Annotated in this window: 19 protein-coding genes; 5 read left to right on the top strand and 14 right to left on the bottom strand. The window is 41.5% G+C overall.

Annotation, left to right across the window (positions count from 1 at the left end; translation table 11 throughout):
* The first annotated feature begins 113 nt into the window (after nt 1-113).
* On the top strand, nt 114-3,176 hold the full coding sequence (locus IEV52_RS02395) for an InlB B-repeat-containing protein (RefSeq protein ID WP_188400929.1): 3,063 nt from the start codon (nt 114-116) through the stop codon (nt 3,174-3,176).
* A gap of 312 nt (nt 3,177-3,488) precedes the next feature.
* On the opposite strand, the gene IEV52_RS02390 is transcribed toward IEV52_RS02395, so the two are convergent.
* From IEV52_RS02390 to IEV52_RS02370, 5 genes are all read right to left on the bottom strand, one after another.
* The gene (locus IEV52_RS02390) at nt 3,489-4,256 is read right to left on the bottom strand and encodes a LamB/YcsF family protein (protein ID WP_188400928.1); all 768 of its coding nucleotides are present in this window, start codon (nt 4,254-4,256) and stop codon (nt 3,489-3,491) included.
* 120 nt (nt 4,257-4,376) lie between these two features.
* On the bottom strand, nt 4,377-5,519 hold the full coding sequence (locus tag IEV52_RS02385) for a glycerate kinase (RefSeq protein ID WP_188400927.1): 1,143 nt from the start codon (nt 5,517-5,519) through the stop codon (nt 4,377-4,379).
* A 14-nt stretch (nt 5,520-5,533) separates the two neighbouring features.
* On the bottom strand, nt 5,534-7,207 hold the full coding sequence (locus IEV52_RS02380) for an alpha-amylase family glycosyl hydrolase (RefSeq protein WP_188400926.1): 1,674 nt from the start codon (nt 7,205-7,207) through the stop codon (nt 5,534-5,536).
* A complete protein-coding gene (locus IEV52_RS02375) occupies nt 7,204-9,867 on the bottom strand; it encodes a glycoside hydrolase family 38 N-terminal domain-containing protein (RefSeq protein ID WP_188400925.1) in 2,664 nt (887 codons plus the stop codon). Before IEV52_RS02375 ends, IEV52_RS02380 begins: the two co-directional genes overlap by 4 nt.
* 75 nt (nt 9,868-9,942) lie before the next feature.
* Nucleotides 9,943-11,904: a fructose-specific PTS transporter subunit EIIC gene (locus IEV52_RS02370; protein WP_188400924.1), complete on the bottom strand. Its 1,962-nt coding sequence runs from the start codon at nt 11,902-11,904 to the stop codon at nt 9,943-9,945.
* Nucleotides 11,905-12,070: 166 nt separating this feature from the next.
* On the opposite strand from IEV52_RS02370, the gene IEV52_RS02365 reads away from it, so the two are divergent.
* Complete coding sequence (locus IEV52_RS02365) at nt 12,071-12,817, top strand: MurR/RpiR family transcriptional regulator (RefSeq protein WP_188400923.1); 747 nt, start codon at nt 12,071-12,073, stop codon at nt 12,815-12,817.
* 316 nt (nt 12,818-13,133) lie between these two features.
* The gene (gene pssA / locus IEV52_RS02360; protein ID WP_188400922.1) at nt 13,134-13,859 is read left to right on the top strand and encodes a CDP-diacylglycerol--serine O-phosphatidyltransferase; all 726 of its coding nucleotides are present in this window, start codon (nt 13,134-13,136) and stop codon (nt 13,857-13,859) included.
* Between the two features lie 125 nt (nt 13,860-13,984).
* On the opposite strand, the gene IEV52_RS02355 is transcribed toward pssA, so the two are convergent.
* The 9 genes from IEV52_RS02355 to IEV52_RS02315 all read right to left on the bottom strand — a co-directional run bounded on the left by IEV52_RS02355 (nt 13,985) and on the right by IEV52_RS02315 (nt 23,468).
* Nucleotides 13,985-14,641, bottom strand: coding sequence for an urease accessory protein UreH domain-containing protein (locus IEV52_RS02355; RefSeq protein WP_188400921.1), 657 nt, complete (start codon nt 14,639-14,641; stop codon nt 13,985-13,987).
* Between the two features lie 57 nt (nt 14,642-14,698).
* Nucleotides 14,699-16,024 carry a nickel pincer cofactor biosynthesis protein LarC gene (gene larC / locus IEV52_RS02350; protein ID WP_188400920.1) on the bottom strand — a complete coding sequence of 442 codons (1,326 nt, stop codon included), beginning with the start codon at nt 16,022-16,024 and terminating at the stop codon, nt 14,699-14,701.
* The gene (gene larB / locus IEV52_RS02345) at nt 16,005-16,742 is read right to left on the bottom strand and encodes a nickel pincer cofactor biosynthesis protein LarB (protein WP_188400919.1); all 738 of its coding nucleotides are present in this window, start codon (nt 16,740-16,742) and stop codon (nt 16,005-16,007) included. The genes larC and larB overlap by 20 nt, the downstream gene beginning before the upstream one ends.
* A gap of 7 nt (nt 16,743-16,749) precedes the next feature.
* Nucleotides 16,750-17,565 (bottom strand): ATP-dependent sacrificial sulfur transferase LarE, encoded by an 816-nt coding sequence (gene larE, locus IEV52_RS02340; protein WP_188400918.1) that lies wholly within the window; start codon nt 17,563-17,565, stop codon nt 16,750-16,752.
* Entirely contained in the window at nt 17,559-18,572 is a 1,014-nt protein-coding gene (pdxA, locus tag IEV52_RS02335) for a 4-hydroxythreonine-4-phosphate dehydrogenase PdxA (RefSeq protein ID WP_188400917.1), read from the bottom strand. Before pdxA ends, larE begins: the two co-directional genes overlap by 7 nt.
* Before the next feature lie 3 nt (nt 18,573-18,575).
* Complete coding sequence (locus IEV52_RS02330; RefSeq protein ID WP_188400916.1) at nt 18,576-19,823, bottom strand: four-carbon acid sugar kinase family protein; 1,248 nt, start codon at nt 19,821-19,823, stop codon at nt 18,576-18,578.
* Nucleotides 19,824-19,841: 18 nt separating this feature from the next.
* Entirely contained in the window at nt 19,842-21,104 is a 1,263-nt protein-coding gene (larA, locus tag IEV52_RS02325; RefSeq protein ID WP_188400915.1) for a nickel-dependent lactate racemase, read from the bottom strand.
* 159 nt (nt 21,105-21,263) lie between these two features.
* Entirely contained in the window at nt 21,264-22,232 is a 969-nt protein-coding gene (locus tag IEV52_RS02320) for a 2-keto-3-deoxygluconate permease (protein WP_188400914.1), read from the bottom strand.
* Between the two features lie 78 nt (nt 22,233-22,310).
* The gene (locus tag IEV52_RS02315; protein WP_188400913.1) at nt 22,311-23,468 is read right to left on the bottom strand and encodes a glycerate kinase; all 1,158 of its coding nucleotides are present in this window, start codon (nt 23,466-23,468) and stop codon (nt 22,311-22,313) included.
* A gap of 139 nt (nt 23,469-23,607) precedes the next feature.
* Here IEV52_RS02315 and IEV52_RS02310 point away from each other — a divergent pair, with 139 nt between their 5' ends.
* Both IEV52_RS02310 and IEV52_RS02305 read left to right on the top strand, forming a co-directional pair.
* Nucleotides 23,608-24,711 (top strand): CdaR family transcriptional regulator, encoded by a 1,104-nt coding sequence (locus tag IEV52_RS02310; protein ID WP_188400912.1) that lies wholly within the window; start codon nt 23,608-23,610, stop codon nt 24,709-24,711.
* A gap of 139 nt (nt 24,712-24,850) precedes the next feature.
* Entirely contained in the window at nt 24,851-25,204 is a 354-nt protein-coding gene (locus IEV52_RS02305) for a hypothetical protein (protein ID WP_188400911.1), read from the top strand.
* The last annotated feature ends 95 nt before the right edge of the window (nt 25,205-25,299 follow it).

Genomic DNA, 25,299 nt, shown 5'->3' with positions numbered 1-25,299 from the left:
TGTTTTTTGATACATTTAGGAATACTTTTAAATGAACATTATTTGTAAAAAGTATATTATAATAGGTTAGTATCTATAAATTAACAATTGCTTAATAAGAAGGAGAAAATCTAATGAGAGCCATTATTTACACATTGTTTTTAACTTTTGCTTCAATATTATTCTTAAACTCTACTGCATTTACTGTAGAAGCTACCGGCACTAATTCTAATAAAACTTCTTATCTCTCAGAAGTTCCAGATGGATATGTGGGTATCTACACACCACAGGACCTGGATCAGATTCGAAATAATCTCAGTGGCAATTATATTCTGATGAACGATATTGACCTTTCGACAGCCACGAGTGAAGGTGGAGAGTTTTACCGGAGTGGTGCTGGGTGGGAACCAATTGGTACCCAAAACATCCCATTTACAGGAATTCTGGACGGAAACGGATATCAAGTAATTGGGATGAAGATTAATATTATTTCAGAAGAAAAAGTTTTTGCAGGATTAATTGGATATGCAAAAAATGCTACGATAAAGAATATTGGAATGACGGGCGGGGAAATTACCGCCATTAACCAATCCATAGATTCTTCTGTTTCTGAAGCTATAGCAGGCAGTATTATCGGAAGTGGATCTAATATCAAGATAGACAACTCTTACAATACAAATAAGGTATACACCTCTTCCTATGGGAAAAGTTATTCAGGTGGAATCATCGGTAATATTCCTAACTTATATTCATCTTCTATTCGCTCATCGATCTCAAACAGCTTCAACACCGGTGAGATTATAGGAAAGAATTACACAGGAGGTATTGCAGGGAGTGCCTCATACACGGATATTTCCCAGACTTATAATACTGGAACTATAAATAAAGGGAATACCAACGGCAAAACAACTGGGGGAATCGCCGGATATGTTTATTATTCCTCGATAAGCAGCAGTTACAACACTGGAAACATTGAATATGGTGCATCAGGAGAATCAGGAGGCGGAATTGTCGGTTCCGCATCAAAATCAGCAATTACAGAAAGTTATAACAGAGGCAATATTACCAGTACCTCTGATTATGCAGAAGGTGGGGGAATTGCAGGATCAATAAGCAATGATTCCAAGATCTCACATTCAAACAATTCAGGCACCATAAACAGCCGATCATATGCTGGTGGTATAACCGGCCAAGCCACAGCTGCTTCAATCGTTATTGAATCCTACAATTCTGGGATTATTTCCGGTAATTACTCAGGTGGAATCATCGGCTATTCTTCTGAATCTCATGTTAAGAACGCTTTTAACCTTGGAGCAATATCAGCTAGCTATTATGCAGGAGGTATCGTTGGGGATGGTTCAGATTCCACGATACAGCTTACTTACAATGTAGGAAGAGTGTATGCCCCTAATGGCTTTTATTCATCAGCTGGAGAATTTGCAGGAAAATTTTCTGGCACTATAACGAATAGCTATCATTGGAATTCCTATTCCAGCTCAGAGGTTAAAATCTCTTTTGAAGATATGATACGACAGGAAAGCTACGAAGGTTTTGATTTTGAATCCGTTTGGACAATAGAAGATGTTTCAGGATACCCCTTCCCTACTTTACGAGGTCATGAATGGGCTGCCGGAACAGAACACAATGTTTCGATGAAGATGAAGTCTTCTCCAACAAAAATTGTGTATGGCGTCGGCGAAGAAATGGATTTGACAGGCGCAGCGATAACATTGACAACGAATTGGGGCAATGAGACAGAAACACCTATCACTAACAGCATGATTTATTCAGATAATACTAAATATCCAGGGAACCCATGGGTATCCGTTCGATATGACACTTTATATACGTCTTTTCAGATTACTGTAAAGAAAACTTACAATGTAATATTTAAAGACATCTATGGAAACGTCTTAAAAACTCAGAAAGTACTGGAAGGCGAATCAGCAATTGCACCTGAAGTCCCTGCTTTGGAAGGTTATTCCTTTACCGGATGGGATAAGGATTTCAGTATTGTTACCGCAAATACAACAGTTACAGCTCAATATAAGCCGAACACATACACCGTAAACTTTTTGACGCATGATGATAAACTCATTGAAACCAAAACAGTCGAATACGGTCAAGAAGTAATACCACCTGAGGCTCCGGCAAGAACAGGATACACGTTTTATGGCTGGGATCATTTCCTTCATTCTGTAACATCTGATCTGACAGTCAAGCCACAGTATCATGAAACGGTACACACAGTTATTTTTAAAAGCTGGGATGGTAAGGAACTGCTAAAAACTGGCGTAGTCTATGGTTCTCGAGCCTTTTCACCAAACCCGCCAGTTCGTACCGGCTATACATTTACTGGTTGGGATAAAGATTTCTCCAAAGTTATGACGGATTTAACAATTACTGCCCTATATAAGATTAATACGTATACGGTAACATTTAAAAATGGCTCTACCACGCTAAAAACAGCCAAGATAAATCATGGTGCACGCATTGCTTCGTACACCCCTATTAAATCAGGTGAAACCTTTATTGGCTGGTACCATGATGCAGGGTTCAATAAGAAGTTTAGCTACAGCGAAACTATCACTAACCATAAAACGCTTTATGCTAAATTTGCTAAAAATACAGTTACCCCGGCAACTATTAGTGCTTCATCTGCTGGGTACAGCAGAATTAAAGTATCATGGTCAAAAGTTACAGGAGCGACTGGTTATGAACTCTATCGAAGTACTTCTCCCACGGGGACTTATACGAAAGCTGCTACCTTAACAAGCGGGGCAACCATCAGCTATATAAACGGTGGCCTGACAACAGGAAAGGTGTATTATTACAAAGTTAGGGCTTATCGGTTAATAGACGGCATCAAGGTATACAGTTCGCATTCTAAAGTTGTAAGCGCAAAGCCTGTCCTTGCTGCACCAGCAGGTTTAAACGTGACTAAAATAACAAGCACATCCGTAAAAATCAGCTGGACGAAGGGACCAGAAGCCAGTGGTTATGAAGTGTTTCGAGCTACCGCAAGTTCAGGAACATACACTAGAGTTGCGACTATTAGCAATGGTGCAACCATAAGTTATACAAACAAAGGACTTTCTAAAGGAAAAACATATTACTACAAAGTCCGCGCTTACCGAACGGTAAATGGTAAAAAAATATACAGTTCGTATTCAACAGTAAAGAGCATTAAGCTTTAGTCTAGCTAAAGAGAAGATTGAGGATTCCCTGGAGTCCCTCACTCTTCTTTTTTTATACTATTGATAAAGGGGCTCGGTATGGTTTGATTTCAAGTTGCTTTTTCAGTGGATTTTACGGTACGTGTTCTCTTATTTATTACGCGTTCACGCAGATTTTGTTCTTTTCTGCCCAGTCTAACTATACTTTTGCCCGGATTCGACAAAAATTCACCCAAACAAAAGCACTTTACGCCCACTCTGAGCACTTTTTCACCCACAACATAAAAAAAACGGCTCAAGATGTGGCATCTTTAAGCCGCTTAGTTTTATTTTTTAAATGCTTTCTGAAATTTTTCGTACTGAAATCCCTGAATCCTCAAGGGTTTGTCTGATTTTTTTCGCAAAAGACAATGCATGCGCTCCGTCTCCGTGAATACAAACCGTATCTGCCTTAATATCAACTTCAACATTTTGCTGTGTCATGACTTTCCCCTCTTTAGCCATGCGAATCACTTGTGCTACCGCTTCATCGTCATCTGTAATCATGCAGTTTGGCAACTTACGTGAGGTTAACGTACGATCTTCTTGATAGGTTCTGTCAGCAAAAACTTCTGAGGCTGTGCGAAGTTTAGTCCTCTCGCCTGCCTTCACAAGCTCACTGCCAGCAAGTCCAAACAGAATCAGCTCTGGATTCACCTTATAAACAGCTTCGGCAATAGCTTCAGATAATTCTTTGTTCACAGCAGCCATATTGTAAAGAGCCCCATGCGGTTTCACATGCTGAATCGTTCCACCCTCTGCTTTAACAAAAGCCCAAAGTGAACCAATCTGATAAACAACCATCTCATACGCTTCTTGCGGAGAGATGTCCATGTTGCGTCGTCCGAAGCCAGCAAGGTCAGGTAATCCTGGATGAACCCCGATCCCAACACCATGATTCAGTGCCAGCTTTACCGTCTTTCTCATGGTTGCAGGATCACCAGCGTGAAACCCGCATGCGATATTGGCAGACGTTACATATTTCAGAATCTCTTCATCGGTTCCGAGCCGATATGCTCCGAAACTCTCACCCATGTCGCAGTTAATATCAATAACACTCATGCCATGACCTCCCACTTTTTAAACATATGTTTAATCTACCCCAACTGTACGATAAGTTTCTTCTAATGTAAAAGGATTAGCCAGAACAAAATAGAAGCCCCTTGAGAGCAAGGGGCTTCTTTACTTTACTTTTATGGTTAATAACCGTGCGATGTTTTCCGCTGTCTTTTCTATGTTGACTGCTCCATTCGCTAAAGCTTCTTCCAGCGTTACAACACCATTCACAACACTAAACACGGCATCGATTCCATGCTCGAACACAGCTTCATAATCCGGGCCGATGCTGCCTGCGATCGCCACAACAGGAACGTCAGCCGCTGCCGACTTTGCTCTTTTCGCGACACCAACAGGAGCCTTACCATGAATGGTCTGTGAATCGATCCGGCCTTCGCCTGTGATCACAAAATCAGCATCTCGTATAGCCTCTTCAAACCCGATCACATCTAACACAAGATCGATCCCGCTCTGAAGTTTTCCGTCTAAGAACGCAACGACACCCGCACCTAGTCCGCCAGCTGCACCTGCTCCTGGCACCGTATCCACTTCAATTTCAAGATTGCGCTCTATTGCCTCCGCATATCTTTTTAAACAATCATCTAAGATTCCGACCATCTCTGGAGTTGCACCCTTTTGCGTTCCGAAGACAGCTGATGCTCCGAGCGGACCTGTCAGTGGATTGGTAACATCACAAGCCACATCTACTTTTACAGATTTCAAACGTGGATCCATTTGGGAAACATCAATCGTTAACAATTCACCCAACGCTTCGCCACCTGGGCGCAGCTCCTCACCATTTATATCTAAAAATTTCACCCCTAATGCTGAAGCCATTCCAGCTCCCCCGTCATTTGTCGCAGAGCCGCCAAGGCCAAGTACGATCCGCTCAACACCTTTGTCCAGCGCATCTAAAATGAGTTCACCTGTTCCGTAAGTTGTGGTCACTAGCGGGTTACGCATCTCGCGAGGAACAAGGTGCAAGCCGGAAGCAGCAGCCATCTCGATCACTGCCGTCTTCCCGTCACCTGTTATCCCGTAGAAAGCACCGACCTTATTTCCGAGAGGGCCTGTTACTGACACCTCTACGATCACCCCGCTTGTTGCATCCACCACAGACTGAACCGTTCCTTCTCCTCCATCACCTACAGGAACGTGCAGATATTCTGCGTCATCTAGTACTTTTCGGAATCCCGTTTCAACAGCGGCACAAACTTGTGCTGCCGTCATACTTTCTTTAAACGAATCGGGAGCGATGACAATCTTCATTGTGTCCACCTTCTTTATTTTTTGATCCACATAAACTGATACGGTGCGAGTTCAACTGAGTTCTCAACCGTTTCCCCGCTCCACAAGTCTTCTCCGCCAAACGGCAGCTCAACAGATGTCGTTACATTTGCTGCATTCATAACGAACAGTACCGTGTCACCTGTTTCTTCATTTCTTCGCAATAACGCAAATACCTGCTCTCCCAGTTCTAAAATTAGCTGTGCCGCAAAAGGAGAGAATGCTGGTTCCTGCTGACGCGCGCGGATTAATTTCTTTAACCCAGTGAACACTTTTTGACGACGAGTAGATTTCTCCAGCTCCGAAACCAATTCTTCATATTGAAACTTCTGGCGATTGATTCGGCGGTTGATCCCTGACTCTTCAAGTCCTTTATAATCGTTCTGAGATCCTAAAAGCGAGTGGTAATAAACCGCTGGAACTCCCATCACAGAAAACAAAACGGAATGCGCCGCAAGCATCTTCTGAACTTGTGCGTCTTCACTCACATCTTCGTCTTTATTGATTAGTGCGTCCATGTAATTGATGTTTAACTCATAAGGAGATTCCGTTCCATCCGGATTGCTCTTGTACGAAACCCGCCCACCATTCGCTAAAACTTTTTCGGCTAATGAAGAACGCTCTTCTTCCGTTAATATCCCTTCCGTCGGACGCATACCAATTCCGTCATGACTCGCTAAAAAGTTAAAATACGTTGCAGAGTCAGATACTTTATTGATCGTTTTCGCCCAACCAGTTAATTTGCTTGCATCATGTGTTGTTAAGGTATGCAGCACGAGCGGCGGCAGCGAAAACTGGTACACCATATGTGCCTCCTTTTCCCCATCACCAAAGTAACTGATGTTCTCTTTATGAGGAACATTCGTCTCTGTAATAAGTAATGTGTTTAACTGCAGCTCTTCTAAAATCTCGCGCCATAACTGAATGATCGCGTGTGTTTGAGGAAGGTGAATACAAGTCGTACCTGATTCTTTCCACATAAAACCGATCGCATCTAAACGAATACTCGTTCCTCCTCGATATGCGTACTCTAGCAAGATATCTGTCATCTCAAGCAGTGCAGGAAAATGCCTAAAGTTCACGTCCACTTGGTCTTCAGAAAAAGTAGTCCATGCTGTCTTTCCGCCCGCGTATTCATGAAACAGCGGTGAGGTGCGAGGACGCACAACGTTTGAAGCATCAAATCCATCCGCACGGGGAATAAAGTAATCGGCGTATTCCGGCTCACCCTTTAGATAACCTTGAAACCACTTGCTCGACTTGGACATATGGTTCGCCACAAAATCAAACATGAGCCGGTAATCACCAGAAAAACGCTCAATGTCTGACCAGTCGCCAAGATCGGGACGGATCTCACGATAATCAACGACAGAAAAACCATCATCTGACGTGTACGGAAACATAGGAAGCAGGTGAACATCTGTGATCTCATTCTTCGCATACTCGTTTATGAATTTATTTAAAGTCTTTAACGTTGGCTCCCCATCTTCTTTAATAATGTCGCCATACGTAATGAGGTACACGTTTTTCTCAGAAAGCGGAGCTGTTTCACTCCACTTTTTCTGCTTCCACTCTTCGGCAAGTTTCACGATCTTACTTTTATATTCTGGTAAAAAATCCTCACCATAAATCGTTTTTAACAGCTTCTCTACTTTTTCTGAAAAACTCATAATACATTCTCCTTCATAAATAGTTTCAATGTGACATACCCCTTAGGTCGAACCGTCACTTCGTCCTTCACATCGATCACGCCTTTTTCGTTCAGTTTTGCTTGTGACACAGATTGAATGTATTCGCTTAATAAAGTCACTGTTTGCTCTTCCTCACTCGGATTAAACAATCGTAAAATTACTGAATTATCGTCATGTGCTTTTTTCATCGTGCTCAAGAAAACTTCACCCGTTGATTCAAACAAGCTGAATCGTGCTGGCAATACATCAACCGGATAAGGAATCTCGAAACGGTCGAGTCTTTCTTCAAATGTGTTCAGTGATTGCTTCTGATAACTCACGCTGTGACCGCGATATTGATCCACAAATTTAAACAACTGTTTAACATCATGACCTTTTCCGACATGAATCGCATACTCAAACTTCATCTTTCCTTGCATCTGAGCGTCTGGCGTATACACGACTTTATTATTGATTCCGGAAGCCCGACCAGGTCTCCAAGCTAGGTTGTCACGACCAAGCAGACCAACACTTCGGAACAACGTCAGAGCCAGTTCACCTGTTTCTTTGATCAGCTGGTATTCCTTGATTCCTTTTGTAACAACAGCTGCCGTTAATTTACCATCAGTCGCACCTGCCATGTTTTCAAGCGGATAAATCGGTACAGGAGCTTCTGCAAACTTCTGTTCACGCCAGTTCTCCATATATGGATTAACTGTAGGACGCTGGATCAAGCTGAATCCTTGATCGCCAAAAGAATGTTCTGGTGATTCAATAGACGTTTTCAGCAGCACACGAACGCGGTGATCCTTCACATCGTTTTGGATATCATGCGTCACACGGATAAAATCCTCACCTTTACGAATCTCAAAACGTGTTACAACGGTTAGTCCTTTTGAGATGTTAACGATTTTACGGTCTTCCAAGTTTGCTGGCACGTTCAACACATGCACGACTTCCATGAATTCAGTCCCAGCACTTGCTTTAACATAACAAGAAAGTACTTTTTCCGAGTAAATCCCTTTATCTCCCTCAAGGGGTGAGAAATCATATGAGTCCCCTGCATCTGCTACATTTTCAAATCTCATAAAATCGGAAATCGTTTGTTCTGTTGATTTCACTACAAGATTTAAAGCACCATTCTCTTCAAAAATAAGAAAATTTTCGTTTTCAATTAAACGATTGTTTAAAAACTTATGAGATAAAACGTCATTTTCTCCGCCCTCAACGACTTCGAATGTCTCATAACCCATTGCAGGAAGCCTTACTTCACGAAGCATCACTTCATTTCGGTAATAACCAGGCGCTTCAACTTCCTTCTCTCCTTCTGCTGTCACAACGATTGTTTTACCGCCAGAGATGTACTTTTGATTCAAAACATCAAGTGCAACTATTTTTCCATCTAAATCACGAACACCAAATTCTTTTTCCTTTGTGAAAAGCACCACTTTTTGTGACCCTTCAAGAGCTTTCGGCAACAGATGGAACACAATAAAAATAGAATCCTTGCCGAGCTTTCGGCTTACCGCTTCAGTCATCTGCTTTTTCAATAGATTCAAACACCCGTCAGCGATTCGGATTACTTTTGTTAAACGATTAATGATTTCCTGATTCGTATCATCAGAGTTACAGCCCCCAATGCTGTCATGAGCGTGTACATCGAATAGCATCTTCCACATCTCATCGATCCACTTTTGGGGATACTTGAAACCTATCGTACTCGCTAAGCTTGCAAGAGGCTCCAGCTCATGGATCACTTTCTCTTCTGCAATGTCGTTCAGTTTTTTGATGTTATAACGCTGTGAACGAATCGTGTTGTGGATACGGGATTTCTGAGTCGCGATTAATTCACCTTCGATCACGTTCTCAAAATTACCTTCCTCCCACGTATCCTTCATAAACGTTTCATAATCTGAAAGCATGTACTCATGTTTCATATCGATTTCGTTTAATTTCTTTACCGTTTCAGGAAAATGTTCACGGACAAGCACTTGGTCGCCACCCGCTGGCAGCAATAAGTTATTTGTATTCTCGTTCAGATCTGCGATTTTTTCTAAAATCGGCAGCAAACGCTCTTCCAAATACTCGTCATCAGCCGCTAAGAACTTCCCAGGGCCGTATCCGAAGTAGATATTATTCGCCTTTACGCTTTCACCGTCCGGAGATTTCCACGTAAAGTTCAGATCACCGTTCAGCTGATCTGTGTAAATTCCGCGCTGCAACACACTATAATCGATGTCAAACTCTTTAAACATCGACGGCAGATACGTGTTCTGACCAAAAATATCAGGCAGGTAACCAACATTCATAGAATGCCCCATTTTTTCTGCGATTCGTGTTCCGTACATCAAGTTACGAATCAACGACTCTCGATTTACAAGCAAGGAATCAGCTTGTGTATACCAAGGTCCAACAAAGATACGCTTTTCGGTGATCAATTTGGACAAACGCTCCTTTTCCTCTGGCCGAATCTTCAAATATTCATCAATGATCGAACTTTGCGCGTCAAAAACATATCCTGTATATTCCGGGTCGTTATCCATCACGTCCAAGAGTCGGTCCATGTTTTCAACAAGTAAAAGGTTCGAATCTTCTATCGTAAAATACCACTCGCGGTCCCAATGCGAATGCGGTACAACGTAAACTTTTTTCTGTTTCATGCTGGTTCCCTCCCAAAGTTGACTGTCATTAATAGAAAGAGGGGTCACCTTTTTCAAGATGCGCCCCTTTTAAATTTATGCTTGTCGTTCTTTTTTCTTTAAAATCGCAAAACGGATAAAGATGTTTGCAAATGCGATAAAGCCTGCACCTACAACGAGTCCTAGAAGGTATGCCCATAGGTTTTCAACTAGAGGCCAGCCCCAGATTGCCGGAAGCGGCAGCCATTGTACTGCTCCTAAAAGAACTGCTGTACTTGCGCCGAGGATTGCACCGATGATGTTGATCGGAATCGTGATCAACGGGTTACGAAGCATAAACGGAATCGCACCCTCAGAGATCGCGAGGAATCCTAATAATAATGAAGTATTACCTGTGATACGAAGGTCAGCCGGGAACACACGGCGTCCAACAATATATTTATCAATGATTACAGCTAGTCCAAGTCCGATCGGTGGAATAACAATTGCAAGTACACGAGCCGTCAACGGATACACTTCGTCAGCCGCAAGTCCAATCGCAATCGCACCGGCTGCTTTGTTAATCGGTCCACCTAAGTCAAAGGCAGTTGCAGATGCGATGATTGATGCTAAAACAACATCGCCAGTACCTTGTGCTGCTTCAATCCAGTTGCGTAAAACAGCATTCAACCCGCCAAACAATGGGTCAACAATATAAAAGTTTAAGAAGAAAATAGATAAAATTGAAACCGCTGGAATGATGAACATAGGCTTCATCGCAGCTAGGTTCTTGTTCAATTGAATCTTTTGGTTCAAGAAACGAGCTATATAACCGGCTGCCAGACCCAGAATCAATGCGCCTAAGAAACCGGACGGAATGCCTTCAGGATTGTTCCAGAATGTGTAATGAAGTCCTCCTGCAAAAGCTCCACCGATAAATCCGGCAACAAGACCAACACGGTCAGCCAGTGAATAGGCCACGAACGCCGCAAATATCGGATACATGAACTTAAAGATCAGTCCACCCAATTTGTCTAAGTGATGCAAAATAACGAAAAGTTCATTTGAGTGTGTTGCATATTTTGGATCTGCAAGTTCGTTTACAAGTCCGAACGGCATTGCACCAAGCTTCGCGATCCCCATCATCAGACCACCGGCAACAATAACCGGTATCATGTACGAGATTCCCGTCATTACGGCTTGAACCATATCTTTAAAGAATCCACCGCCGTTTGAGGACGTCGTTGGTGACTCATCTTCGTCACCTTGTTCAACAACTCCATCTGGATTGTTTATTGCTTTTTGAATTATTTCTTTACCTTTGCGAAGAGGCTCAGCGACACGTGTTTGTACATAAGCTTTCCCTGCAAAACGATCTAAGCGTTTAGGAGCGATGTCAGTAGCGAATATTACTGCGTCTGCGTTTTTAATGACATCTGCTGTAAGCTCGTCCTCGATTCCATTCGCTCCTTGTTTTTCAACAAGAACTCTTACGCCAAGTTCACTACCCGCTTTTTCTAGAGCTTCAGCCGACATGTACGTATGCGCGATCCCTGTTGCACAAGCAGTAATCGCCACAACAGTTTTTGTGAATTCTATTTCAGCTGGAGCTTCCGGTTTCTCTTCAACATCCAGTCTGTTTAAAAATTCTTCAGGTGATTCTGCGGCCATCAAGCCCTCTAAGTAGTCGTCGCGCATTAAGTTTGTGCTCAATGTAGACAATACTTTTAAGTGAGTTGTGCCTGCTTCGCTTTCTGGAATCGCGATCATGAAAACAAGCTGAACTTTGTTGTTCGGATCGATGCTTTCCCAATCAGCAAGAGGTGTCTTCAAACGTGCCGCCGCAAAAACGGCTTCTTTAACAGTTGAAGACTTACCATGCGGAATCGCAAGGCCTCTCTCCATTCCTGTTGGAGATTGCTCTTCACGTTTTAAAACCGCTTCCAAAAAAGCGTCTTCTGATTCTACGAAACCTTGCTTCTTTATTTTAGAAATTAGCTGCCGGATGACTTGCTCTTTACTTTGAGCATCCACATCGAACATCACTAAATTCGGATGGGTCATGTTTCTAAGTTCCATGACGTTCACTCCAATCTTTCTTTAGTATGAAAGCACTTCCAACTCTCTATACCTAAGTTGTAACACAAAAGTAAGCGTTGTCTTTGTACAGACGCTGTATATTTGTACAGAATGAAAAATCAGCTATACTAAGGGAAAGATATGTGCGGAAAAGAGGAAGTTACTCATGGGGAAAGTCTTGGATCAGTTCGGAAGTCATTTAGCCGAGCTCACACCAACTGAAAAGCAAGTGCTTTATTATATCGACCAGAATTTAGATGAAGCAAAAAAACATTCATTGACCGGGATCGCAAAAGTAAACAACGTAAGTACGACCACGATCGTACGGATGTCTCACAAACTAGGTTTAGAGGGTTTTTCGGAGCTAAAGTTTATTTTGAAGACGATTGAAAACCAGCAATTGTTGCGTAATGACCATCCGGTTGACCGATATAAAGAGGAGTTCGTCTCAGCCTTCGAAACGATTCAAACGGCTGAGCTTGAAAAATTAAGTGAGAAAATGGTGAACGCGAAACGAGTAATCGTGGTCGGAGTCGGCTTGTCTAAAATGATGGCCGAGTACTTTAGTAAGCTTTTGATGCAGACGAACAAACAAACTCATTATACATATGAATCACACATGATTGATCTGCTGCCAAACATGGTGGAGCCTAATGATTTGGTGTTCTTCATCTCATCGAGCGGTGAAACAAAAACGCTGGTGCAAGCCGCAGAAAAACTAACTTATAAAGTTGTAGATACAGCTGCTATCACGAACTCGTCAGATTCCACACTCGGTAAAATGGTCAAAACCAACTTAAGCATGACCGTCGATCGCGTGAAGTTCGCAGGGTATGATATCACAGCCCGGTCAACGCTGATGCTTCTGATTGATCTTCTGTTCGAGAGTTATTTGAAGAAAAGTGTTAAATAGACTGGCTCATTGAGTCAGTTCTCTTCATTATTTGAATTTTACGGTACGTGTTCATATATTTGTTACACGTTCGCTCAAAATGTAGGAGGTTTCAAGCAAAAAAAGCTATTTTTCACTCCAAAAGTCTTTCGTTTTACGCTAAATCTATCAAGTTCCACGCACGTCGAATCACACCTTAGGAACATTTCACGCTGAAAGAATCTCTTTTTTCTTTCCCCAAACTTTGTTAAGCTAATTATTTAACGAAAAAGATTAACGTTTTTACAGTAAATGGTCTATCATAGATGGTAGAGTACTTTTTTAAGGGACGTGTACAATGAAAAAACATATTCCAAATTTATTAACTTTAGGGAACTTGTTTTGTGGTTTTCTTTCTATCGGATATGCTGCCCATGGCGATTTCCGAAATGCAGCGATGCTGATTTTTATCGCGATGATGCTGGACGCTGTTGATGGTCGAGCCGCTAGAATATTAGGTGTTTCAGGCACGCTTGGCAAGGAACTGGATTCCCTCGCAGACGTCGTTTCATTCGGTGCAGCTCCTGCCTTTATTGCCGCCAATTCCTACTTTGTGCATCTAGGTATGTGGGGGTATGTTCTTGCCGGACTTTTCCCGCTATTCGGCGCCTATCGCTTAGCGCGCTTTAATATCACTGACACGGAAGAATCCATGAAATACTTCAAGGGCATTCCAATCCCTCCAGCTGGTGGCATCGTGGTCTTTTTAGTCTTTTTTGTTAAAATGATCCCGTTATGGGTGTTCGTTTTGATTTTTTACGGATTGGCGCTCTTGATGGTCAGCACGATTAAGATTCCAAGTTTAAAAGATATTCCATTGCCAAGATACGGGACGATCATCACATTGTTTTTATTCTATATGTTTTACCTGGTTGCCAAGAATCAATTCGAAAGCGTACCGATCTTCTTTTATGTCGCACTCCTAACTTATTTCTTATTCATTAGCGTGAGGTTCATTAAAGTAAAAGAGATCAAGATTATTAGAAAAAGACGCAAGCCTCGCAACAAAAGAAGACGGTTTTAAAATCGGAAGACACACCCTGCCGAATACGGCGAAAATAGTAATGAGTTATAAAAATTAAGAAGAGCCCGCAAGCTAAGAAGCTTGCAGGCTCTTTTTTCTTATTATTGCCCTAACTGGAATAACACTTAAATCCAAAGTTTAAACAATCCTTCAGTAACACCTAGGTTGTACATATAGTAGATTCCAAATAAGGTACTTATTACGCCTGTAAGTTGAATAAGCGGTTTATGAAAAGTCTTTTTGTTTGCACTCATTATGAACGGGATCCCTATGATGGTGGTAAAGAAAAGCATACTTACTACTGTTCCTGCTCCAAAAACGACAATATAAAGACCGCCTTCTAGAAGATTATCAACCGTACTCATCGTCAGCAAAACGAGAGCTGCACTTCCTGCCAATCCATGAATGAATCCCATAAATAATGCTTTTCCATAGGAAAACTTTACAAATGATCGTCCATGAGCTTCTGAGTGAGTCTTGTTCTTATGGGAATAAATTGCTGAGAGCCCAAAATAGACAAGCATGATCCCAACTAGAAACTCCAAACTCATAGCATACTTTTCCGGAACATCACTTTTCAGAAAAATAAGTCCCATTCCAACGGTAAGCAAGGTCGCTGTATGTCCAACACCCCAAAAAACACCAGCTAATGCTGACTTCGATAACTTTTTGCTCTGGCTTGCAATCGTTGATACCCCTATTATATGGTCGGGTTCTAGCGCATGTTTAATTCCAAGCATGAAACCTAAAGTAAGTATGGACACTAATTCAATTTCGTTCATTAACGAACCTCCACTGCTGCTATAAAATATACGTAACTCAGATGGATATAAGGTAAATTATAGGCCTATTTGTGTTTTAGACGCATGCTCTACTTCCGAATAGACGTCAACAAACGAAACATTATGCTGATAAGAAGCTTTTTTTACATCCTCATACTCTGGAATTACTTTTATGATATTTCCTTCTAATTTTCCTACTTTAACATTTATTGTTCCGTAAACCGTTTCAATCTCTTTAAATTCCCTTGATAAAATTCGTCTTGACCACTCGGACTTTCGAACGCCAAAGGTACTTGTTTCACGCAGTAATAGCTCTTCTAATGATAAGACCATTTCAGGTTTAGTCAAAACCGTGATAAGCGTTCCCGGTCTGCTTTTTTTCATCGTGACAGGGGTAAAATAGACATCAAGTGCTCCCTGATTCAACAACTTTTCCATTAAATAGCCCAATGCCTCACCAGTGAAATCATCCAGTTGGCATTCTAGGACAGAGATTTGTTCACGCTTCTCTGTTTCATCAGCATTGAAAAGGATAGCTCTCAAAACATTGGGGTGCTTAAAATCTTTTTTTCCTGCCCCATACCCAATGTTTTCTATTGCAAGAGGAGGAATATTACCATATTCATGTGCTAATGCTTTTAGAAATCCAGCACCTGTTGGGGTGGTCAACTCTCCTTTAACGTGAAAATCAGCTAATGGAACTCCTTTTAAAATCTCAGCAGTTGCTGGAGCTGGAATTGGATAGAGTCCATGAGCCATCATTATTTTTCCATGACCAGTTGGAACGGGTGAAGCGATTATTTTCTCTACCCCCAAACTTTCAAGTGCTAGACAAACACCAATGATATCGATAATAGAATCCATTGCACCTACTTCATGAAAGTGGACATCTTTTGGATCCATGCCGTGAATCTTTCCTTCAGCTTCAGCGATAACCTGAAAAACAGACAAACTTCTTTTTTTCACCCGTATTGGCAGATGACTGTTCTCGATCATCTCCAAAATAGTTGAAGCTTTTCGATGTTCATGATGGTGATGATGCTCATTCTCATTCTCATGCTCATGATGGTGATGATGCTCATTCTCATGTTCATGATGGTGATGATGCGTATGGTCGCCGCCTGTATGATCATGCTCATGGTAATGATGTTGCTCATTATGATCATAATGATGGTGCTCAGCATGTTCATCAAAGTGAAGAACCAGCTGCTTAGAAGAGATTCCTTTCTTATCGACCTGTTTTACATTTAATGAAAAAGGATCGATCGGAAGCTTCTCTAGATGTTCCCTGATATAATCAATGTCTGCACCAAGGTCGATTAATGCTGAAAGTGTCATATCTCCCGAGATTCCAGATTGGCAATCAAGATACAGGATCTTCATGATGAACCCCCTCTGAAGCAAGCTTTAAGATAAGCGCAGCCTGATAGGCAGCCCCAAATCCGTTATCAATATTTACTACACTCATGCCCGATGCACAGGAAGTCAGCATGGTAAGCAGAGGGGTTAAGCCCTGAAGATGGGCACCGTATCCGACAGAAGTTGGGACTGCAATAACCGGCCGACGCACCATTCCTCCTACTACACTCGGCAATGCTCCTTCCATTCCCGCCACCACGATAAGCACGCTTGCCTTTGTAATTTCTTCCCGATAGGCTAACAGCCGGTCTATTCCAGCTACCCCCACATCGTATAAACGTTTTACATTACAGCCCATCCACTCTGCCGTAATGGCTGCCTCTTCCGCAACGAACAAATCGGATGTTCCAGCGCATAACACCATAACTTCTCCGCCATATTGCTGTTTTGCGACTCCGTACTGCAGAATCCGGGAGGTACAGTCATATTGTGCAAGGGGAAAAGCTTCAATCAAAGCTCTGCCTTTTTCTTCATCTACTCTTGTTACAAGCACTTTTCCGTGTTTTTCAATGAGTTTAGTCATGATCTGTTGAATTTGAACCGCTGTTTTTCCTTCTCCATATATGACTTCTGGATATCCTGTTCGTTTTTCTCTGTCAAAATCAACCTTACTGAATCCTAAATCTTCAAATTTCTCCACACTATCACCTGCTGACTTGTTTATATTTGTACGAAACCGCATCAACTGCCTATGCTAATTCAATTCCTTGAAGTACTTTATTCATGCTTCCGCTCTTATACCCTGTAAGGTCCATCGTTACATAGGTATAGCCAAAACTTTTTAGTTTTTCCGTAATCTCTTGATGATGTTCCATCAGTTTTGGCATCTCTGAAGGTTCAATTTCTATTCTCGCCATTTCCCCGTGGGTCCTGACCCTTACCTGACGAATACCGATAGCCCTGATCGCCTGTTCAGAAAAGTCCACTTTTCTGAGCTTTTCCATCGTAATTTTTTCACCATACGCAATCCTTGAGGAGAGGCAGGCAAAAGAGGGCTTGTCCCAGGTTGGTATACCCATCTCTTGAGATAATTCACGAATCTCGTTTTTATAAAGATCCGCCTCTTGTAGTGGCCCCCGTACATTGAATTCTCTTGCTGCTTTTGTGCCTGGACGATGCTCACCAAGGTCATCGGCGATCAAGCCAAAGGCGATGTTTTTATATTGATGGGCATGCATAATTGGAACAAGGTGTTCAAACAGACTTTTCTTGCAAAAATAGCATCGGTTCGGGGTATTCTCAGAGTATCCCGGAATATTTAATTCAGAAGTCTCGATTACTTCGTGTCTTGCACCTAGCTGAACAGCCAGTTTCTTGGCTTCTTCTAATTCCTCAAACGGATAGGTCTCACTATCAGCTGTAACGGCAAGAACGTTTTCTCTCCCAAGCGTATCAACAGCGACTTTCAATAAAAAAGTGCTGTCTACTCCCCCAGAAAAGGCAATAACGACTGTTTTCATTTCAGTCAAGATTTCCTGAAGTTTTTTAAATTTAGCGTTCAGCACTGTAAACCATCCCTTTCCTCGATTTTCGGAGCAAGCTCAACAGCTTGTCTGATCGCTTCTACTAGGCTTTCTTCACTTGCTATTCCTTTTCCTGCAATGTCAAAAGCTGTCCCATGGTCAACACTTGTTCTGATAATAGGAAGCCCTACTGTAATATTGACGCCTGATTCTAATCCCAACACCTTGATTGGCCCGTGCCCCTGATCATGATACATGGCGATTACAATATCAAAGTCGCCGCGGGTCGCTCTAAAAAATAGCGTATCGGCCGGAAGCGGTCCTACAACGTCTATCTTTTCATCCTGTGCCTTTTTAACAGCAGGTACAATTTTCTCTTCTTCCTCTCCGTTACCAAACAGACCGTTCTCACCGGCATGTGGATTGATCCCGCACACCGAAATCTTCGGTGAAGGAATACCTGCCTTTTTCAATGTTTCATCTGCTAGCTTAATAACTTGATAGACACGATCTGGATTAATAAGTTCGACTGCCTTAATTAATCCAACATGTGTTGTCACATGTATGACCTTTAGATTTGGAGCAGAAAGCATCATCGCATAATCGGATGTGTCCGTCAGTTCAGCCAATATCTCGGTATGTCCAGGATAAATATGACCTGCAAGATGAAGCGCTTCTTTATTCAGAGGAGCTGTACAGATGGCGTCGATTGCCTTATCTTTCGCAAGAGTGATTGCTTTCTCTAAATAATGAAACGCCGCATTTCCAGCTTCTTTTGAAACCTTTCCTACTGGCAGCTGTTCATCTAATAGGTTCAAGTCATAGCAATCTATCGTTCCTTGCTCATATACTGCGTCTTTAATTCTTGTAATCGAATTTATTTGAAGGTTTGAATTTACATAGTTTAATGCACGGTTTAAAATCGTGGAATCTCCTATCACAACTGGCCGGCATATTTTTTGGACCATTTCATTTTCAAAAGCTTTAATAATAATTTCCGGTCCAACACCAGCGGCGTCTCCCATCGTAATCGCTATAACAGGTCTCATATTTTACAAGTCTCCTTTTAATCGTTTTACAGCATGATGAAGAGAAGAATCCGTACCAAAAGCACCTGCTTTCGTTACAGTAAGCAATCCCGGACCTCCTATCATCCTTGATAGAGGCAATCCTCGTTCTACTTCATCGATAAGCTCAATCCCTGTTACTCCAAGCTCTTTGCAAATCGCTTTTGCTGTGTCTCCGCCCGTAAGTACAATTCCATTCAATTTTATATCTCTGCTGGCAACTGACACTATCTGGCTTAAACTTGCCTCGATCAATGATGGCAAATCATCTGTTACTGAGCTGCCCTGATCCACATGTAAAACAACATCAAGACCCTTTATTAAATAACGGTTTAATTCTTCCTGACATCTATATATCTCTGAATCTCTATTATCTTCCTCTGGCAGCATCTCAACAGAAAGCAGAACCTGCTTTATATCTGATGAACGTAATAGTGTATCAACCTGCTTTTTTGCTACACCTGATCGGCTGCCTGCAACGACTAGTACAGGGAGCTGTTTTTTGTCTGGTTCAAAGTTTGGAGAACGGCTTATTTGTCTCTGACCTGCCGGAAGCCATTCTGCTAATCCGGCAGAACCTATCCATAAGATTTTATAGGGAAGCCTGCTGAACGCATTTACGATTTCCTTAAGATCAGTTTCGCTTTCTGCATCACATACAAACAAGGAATCCTTCTTTTCTAAACGTTCAATTACGTGATCGAGCACGCTATTTTTGTTCTCTTTTAGAAGGTACTTAGGAAATAAAGATGCCCCCCTCCGTGATTGCATCGATAATAGGTTTATAATTGTAGAATCTTTGACCGGTGTTTTCGGATCATTTGCAATCTCCGTTAATTCGATTGGGACTTCATGCAGGTAATGTATACCCTCTTTAGTAGTTCTCCCAAGAGAAGGCAGTGCAGGTGCGATCACCGCAAAATCGAAAGCAAGGCTGTCCATTAAAGCATCTAACTCTATGCCTAAATTGCCTCGAAGAGTTGAATCAATCTTTTTATAGATCAACCCTAACTCCTCTGCTTTTAAATGTGCAACAGTATCTTTGACAGCACAATATGCTTCATGTTGCGGCAAAGCACGGCTGTTTGTATCAAGCACGATTACGTCAGCTTGAATTCCGTTCGCTGATTCTTTATCAAAACAGACAACTGTCTTAAAGCCTTTCTGAGTAAACTGTACACCAGCATCACAAGCACCTGTCAGGTCATCTGCTATCATGATCATCTTTTTCATAATGAGCCTTCCCCTGTCCTATTCCTCAACATATGGTATTGTTAATGGCCCTAATGGCATAACGGCTACTGACATATTTTCTCCAAATTGACTCTTCAGCTCTTCTAGCGTCTGTTCAATATCTTGAGTACTCTTCAGCATAGCTCCATTTACTTGATCTTCCGTCAGTTTTGAATATACATACACATCCGCCCAAACCTGGATGACTGCCTGCTTTTGAACTTGCCACTGGTCAAACATCTTGAATTCAGGATTGTTGATCATGTCCAAGAGCTCTTGCGGGCTGCTCGCCATCTCGAAGATTTTAGAATAATTCCCGTGGCTTGGGAGTCCGTCTGAACATTCCGAAGCGATAATAATAGCTCCGCCCTCTTTTACAATTTTGTGCGCTGCACTCATTCCCTTTACGGCCTGGTACAAGTTCTGGTCTAGCGGATAACCTGAGTTCGAGGTAATCACAACATCAAATCGTTTATCACAGCGAATCATGGCATGTTCTTTTGCAAAAGCACATCCTCTATCATGTGCTTCGTACAATTCACCTGCAAAAACTGCCGTTATCTCTTTTTCTCTATTCAATGTCACGTTCAGCATGAAATCAGGTTTGCACATACGATTGATTTCTCTCGTCATGTCCTGGACAGGATTATCCTCCATGTTCCCCCATGTTGCTCTTGGATCACCGATCATTCTTGCGTTATGAAACGTCATGATCGTTTCAATACCAGCTATTCCAGGCATGATCCCTTTAGGTCCACCTGAAAACCCTGCAAAAAAGTGCGGTTCGATGAATCCTGTGACGATACGAAAGTCTGCTTCTACATAATCCTTGTTTAGGTAAACATCACAACCGAACTTACTCTCCCCAAGGTTGACTAATGTTTCTTTTTCATGGCAATGGTTGTTAATAATGCGAATATTATTCACTACCCACTCACCCAGCATCTGAACAAACTCTTCCTGCGTCTGGTCACGGTGAGTACCCGTACCATTAATGATGACAAAATTTTCGTGTGGAACATGATCTAACTCTTCGATAAGCCATGGAACTAACTTATGATTCGGGGTTGGTCTTGTAATGTCACTGATCACGATTGCGACTGTATCTGTTGATTTAACTATTTCCTTTAACGGCGCTGAGCCAATCGGATTTTTTAATGCATTCATTACTGCTTCCTTATCATCTTCTAAGCCTGGCAGGTTTTTGGGTTCGACTAAAAACGCATTGTCCGGCAGATTTAGCTCTAATCCGTCATTTCCATATAATAATGTTGTTTTCATTCCAATCACTTTCTTTCCATTTTTTTATATTAATGAATAGGTAATTTTAGAAAAAAACACTGCAACTTTAAGTATGTTAATAACTACAATTAATTAAGGATTATGCCCCTGAAAATGCTCTCAGGGGCATAATTTACAAATTATTTACTTAGTTAAATCTTAACTTGCTTGTCGCTCATTCAGGATTAATTTCCCTTGTCGCTGAAGCCTGTTTGCATACCATGCAACTATTATTGGACATAGGATTGCTGTAACAATAACACTTGCAGCCACCATTATTGTTGCAGATCCCGCAACTTCAGCATAGGCAGGATTTGCTGCAGCCACAGCTGCAGGAACTCCAGCGGCGTTACCAGCAGTGGTTGCAGCAGATAATCCTGCAATTCCATTCCCGCCTGTTAAACGGTCTGCAAGAAACAGAGCAGCACCAGTAATAACTACGACAGCAACTCCTAACAAGATTCCAGTCAAACCGGAAGAAGCCACTTTTTTGAAATCCAGACCACAACCAAGACCAAAGGCAAAGAAAGGAATTAGAACAGGAGCAGCTTTTCCAAAAAATTCACGGAGATCTTTATCCAAATTACCTGCAATCATTCCTAAAACTAATGGAAGAATTGCACCAACCATTGCTTGCCAAGGGAAACCAGCAAGACCAGCAACACCTAGAGTAATCATTGTAAGGAATGGACCGGATTCAAGAGACATTATTGAGTAAGCACCTGCATCCTCAGGCTTACCAAATTGCCCCATCAGAGCCATGTACATACCACCATTCGTGTCATTCATAGCAGCAACAATGGCAAGTACAGACAATCCGCCAAGAACCGTTCCAGTACCTATGAACTGTGCCGCAATTATACCAACTATTGCAGCCACGCCAACCTTTGTGAATAATAACGCGCCACCTTTTTTCATGATATAAGGTGTGGCTTTGAAGCTTAATGTTGTACCCATACAGAAAAAGAATACAGCTAAAATTGGGAGAGCGCCTGTCCAAAGGGCACCAGTAAAGGAACCAAAGTAAGTAGGTGTTCCAGGAAATAACGTATTTAGTGTTGCACCAAGGAGAAGTGGAAATAGCATCATTGACCCAGGAATTCTATCAAGTGTTGCTTTAATTTTCATAACGGTGTAGCTCCTCTCAATAATCATTATTGTTTTAACAAAATGGGCAATAACCGTAAAAATCCTTTTCGAATTTTATTAAACTGTGGGAAGTTCTATTTTATTTCGTTGATAAAAAAATAAACGGACCTCTTGTTCGGCAGCTTTTTCAAGCAATTCGCCAGCAGTTTCCATAGCTTCTTTTAACTCCATGGGCTTGTTAATAATGCTTTGAACGCTTACAATTCCAAATTGATAAAGTACATCTATTCCTTTTCCTACTGAACCCGCCAATATGACTGTCGGAATATTTTTCAATAATGCCGCCTGGGCGACTCCCATCGGCGTCTTACCTGAAGCAGTTTGAAAATCTACTTGTCCCTCTCCTGTTATGACAAGATCCGCTCCCTCTAGAGCTGTCTGAAGGCCTGTATATTCTATAACCACATCGATGCCCCTTCTCATTCTAGAAGGAAAAAAAGCTTGAAATGCTCCACCAATTCCACCAGCTGCACCAGAACCTGGTAAATCATGGAGATGAACATCAATTACTCTTTCAACTTCATTTGCCCAATGAGCTAGACACGCATCTAATTCTAGAACCATCTCGGGAGTCGCTCCCTTTTGTGGACCAAACACATGTGATGCTCCATGTGGGCCAATTAAAGGATTTTCTACGTCCGAAGCAATGAGAAACTGGCTTGTCTTGATCCTTTTGTCAAACTCACTCATATCTATTGACTTAACTTTCCTAAGCTCTGCTCCTCCAAAAAAAATCTGATTTCCTTCGGCATCGAGAATCTTTAAACCTAAGGCTTGCAGCATTCCGACTCCGCCATCATTTGTTGCAGAACCGCCAACAGCTAAGATGAAAGAAGTATAACCGTCATCTAATGCTTGCTTTATTAATTCTCCCGTACCATAAGTTGTAGCCTTTAAGGGATCAAGCTGATCTTTTGGTATAAGTGATAGACCTGAGGCGCTGGCCATCTCAATTACACATGTTTCGCCATCTCCCAGCACGCCGTATTCTGCTTCAACCTTTTGGCCAAGAGGACCAGTAACCCATTTTCTTCTCTTTTGGCCAGCTGTTACGGCGACAAGTGTATCCATCGTTCCTTCACCGCCATCAGCCATTGGCTTTAAAATGATTTCTGCTTCCGGAAGACCTTTACTCACTCCCCTTTCAATCGACCTGGCTGCTTCTACTGCACTTAAGCTTCCTTTAAATGAGTCCGGTGCTATAACAATCTTCATAATTACCCCTCTCTGGAAACGCTTTCATGTTTATTTTCACTATACAGAACTTGACGTAGAATATCTTCGTATATAATGTATAAATTAATAGATTAAAAATCAGAAAATTTTATACATTTTGACTAAATGGGGTTTTTTTATGTTAACTAGGGAAATAGCCAATTCAATCGTTAAAGAGACTGCTTTTAAACTTAAAAGAAACATAAATATCATGAATAACCAGGGAGTCATCATGGCTTCATGTGACAACTCACGGGTTGATGATATACACGAAGGAGCTCTTGAAGTCTTAAGAACCCGAGAAACACTAAGGATTACGGAAGATGAAAGAGGAAAATGGCGGGGTGCACAGCCGGGAGTTAATCTGCCGATTGTTTTTCAAGAAAAAATAGTCGGTGTTCTTGGCATTACCGGAAATTCTGATGAATTAGCAGATATCGGTGAAATTGTAAAGATGACAACTGAATTGATGATTAAACAGGAGTATATATATTCACAGCTTGAATGGAAACAACGTACAAAAGAAATGATTATCGAAGAATTATTAAAAACCATCCCGAACTATGAAAACATCGAGCGGGGACTCAATCTGCTGAATATAAACTTAAATCCGCCTTATTCCACATTGATCATACAGATGTCAGAAAGATCGGTTTCAAATCAAACCATAATCAGCAAGCTTGAGGAGATTATCGGAAGCCAAAATGGCATTTTAGGTTTTATTAATATAAACCGTATTTTCATTGCATTGTCTGGCATTTCACAAAAGGAGTTGTTAAAAAAGACAGAAGAAATAGTACGGGCATTTGAACAATTTAAGCTCAATTTCAGAATTGGTGTCAGCACGCAATTTGACTCTTTTGATCAATTCAGCCAATCCTATATTGATTGTGATCTTTCATTGGCGATCAGCGATCCAAAAGAACTCGTAATCTACTATGTAGATATAGAATCAAAAGCGCTGATCTATCAACTAAATAAAGAAGTCGCAGAACGTTTCTCCAAAAGAGTTCTCCATGAAACATTAATCAATTACAAAGAAACGCTTGAATGTTTTTTTAAAAACAACTTCAATATTCAGCAGACAGCAGAAGAACTGTTTATTCACCGGAATACCTTACTGTACCGGCTGAATAAAATCGTAGAAGACACTGGTTATAACCCTAGGCATTTTAAGGATGCTGTTACCATGCAGCTAGCCATTTGGGGATCAGAAACGCTAACAAGTGAATTCAATGGGTAAATATGATAGCTCTACAAAAAAAATGGCCTTACTTTTTACAAGTTAACTATCATCTTTTCCTCTCTTCTTTCATATAATGTCCTAATAACAAAACATGAACTTTGTGAAATGGACAAATCATGTTGAGAGGAGAGATGGTATGAGCAGCTACCCAAACCTGAGGGAGTTTTATGAAAAGGTGCCCATTTTAATCGGTGAGAATGATCGTACAGCCCTTTTAAGAAAAGTGGAGGAAGACGCAGCAGTCGAAAGTTCCACACATTGGCTTATCGCGATGGAAGGCAGTGAAAAACAACCAGACGTTTATCACTGGAAGGTTCTTGTATATCCATCTGAAACAAAAAGAGTGCACTGCTATAAATCACCCTACTATTCATCACAGCATTTTGCATCCATATATGACGCAATTAATTACTCAAATGAATTAAGCCAAAAAGCACGTGAAGATCTTCTGAGCACACTCAATGAACCTACCCTACAAAGAGAAGCATGACCCGATTTACCCTCGCTTTTCTTTTTACCCTGGATTGTGAAATAGTGTACATAAATTCCAATGACTACATAGTTTTAATGCAATGAAGTGGATCA

This window comes from Fictibacillus barbaricus, from assembly GCF_014635025.1.
Classification (GTDB): domain Bacteria; phylum Bacillota; class Bacilli; order Bacillales; family Fictibacillaceae; genus Fictibacillus; species Fictibacillus barbaricus.
The sequence above is the reverse complement of the archived record's forward strand: the minus strand, read 5'-3'. Positions and strand labels throughout refer to the sequence as shown.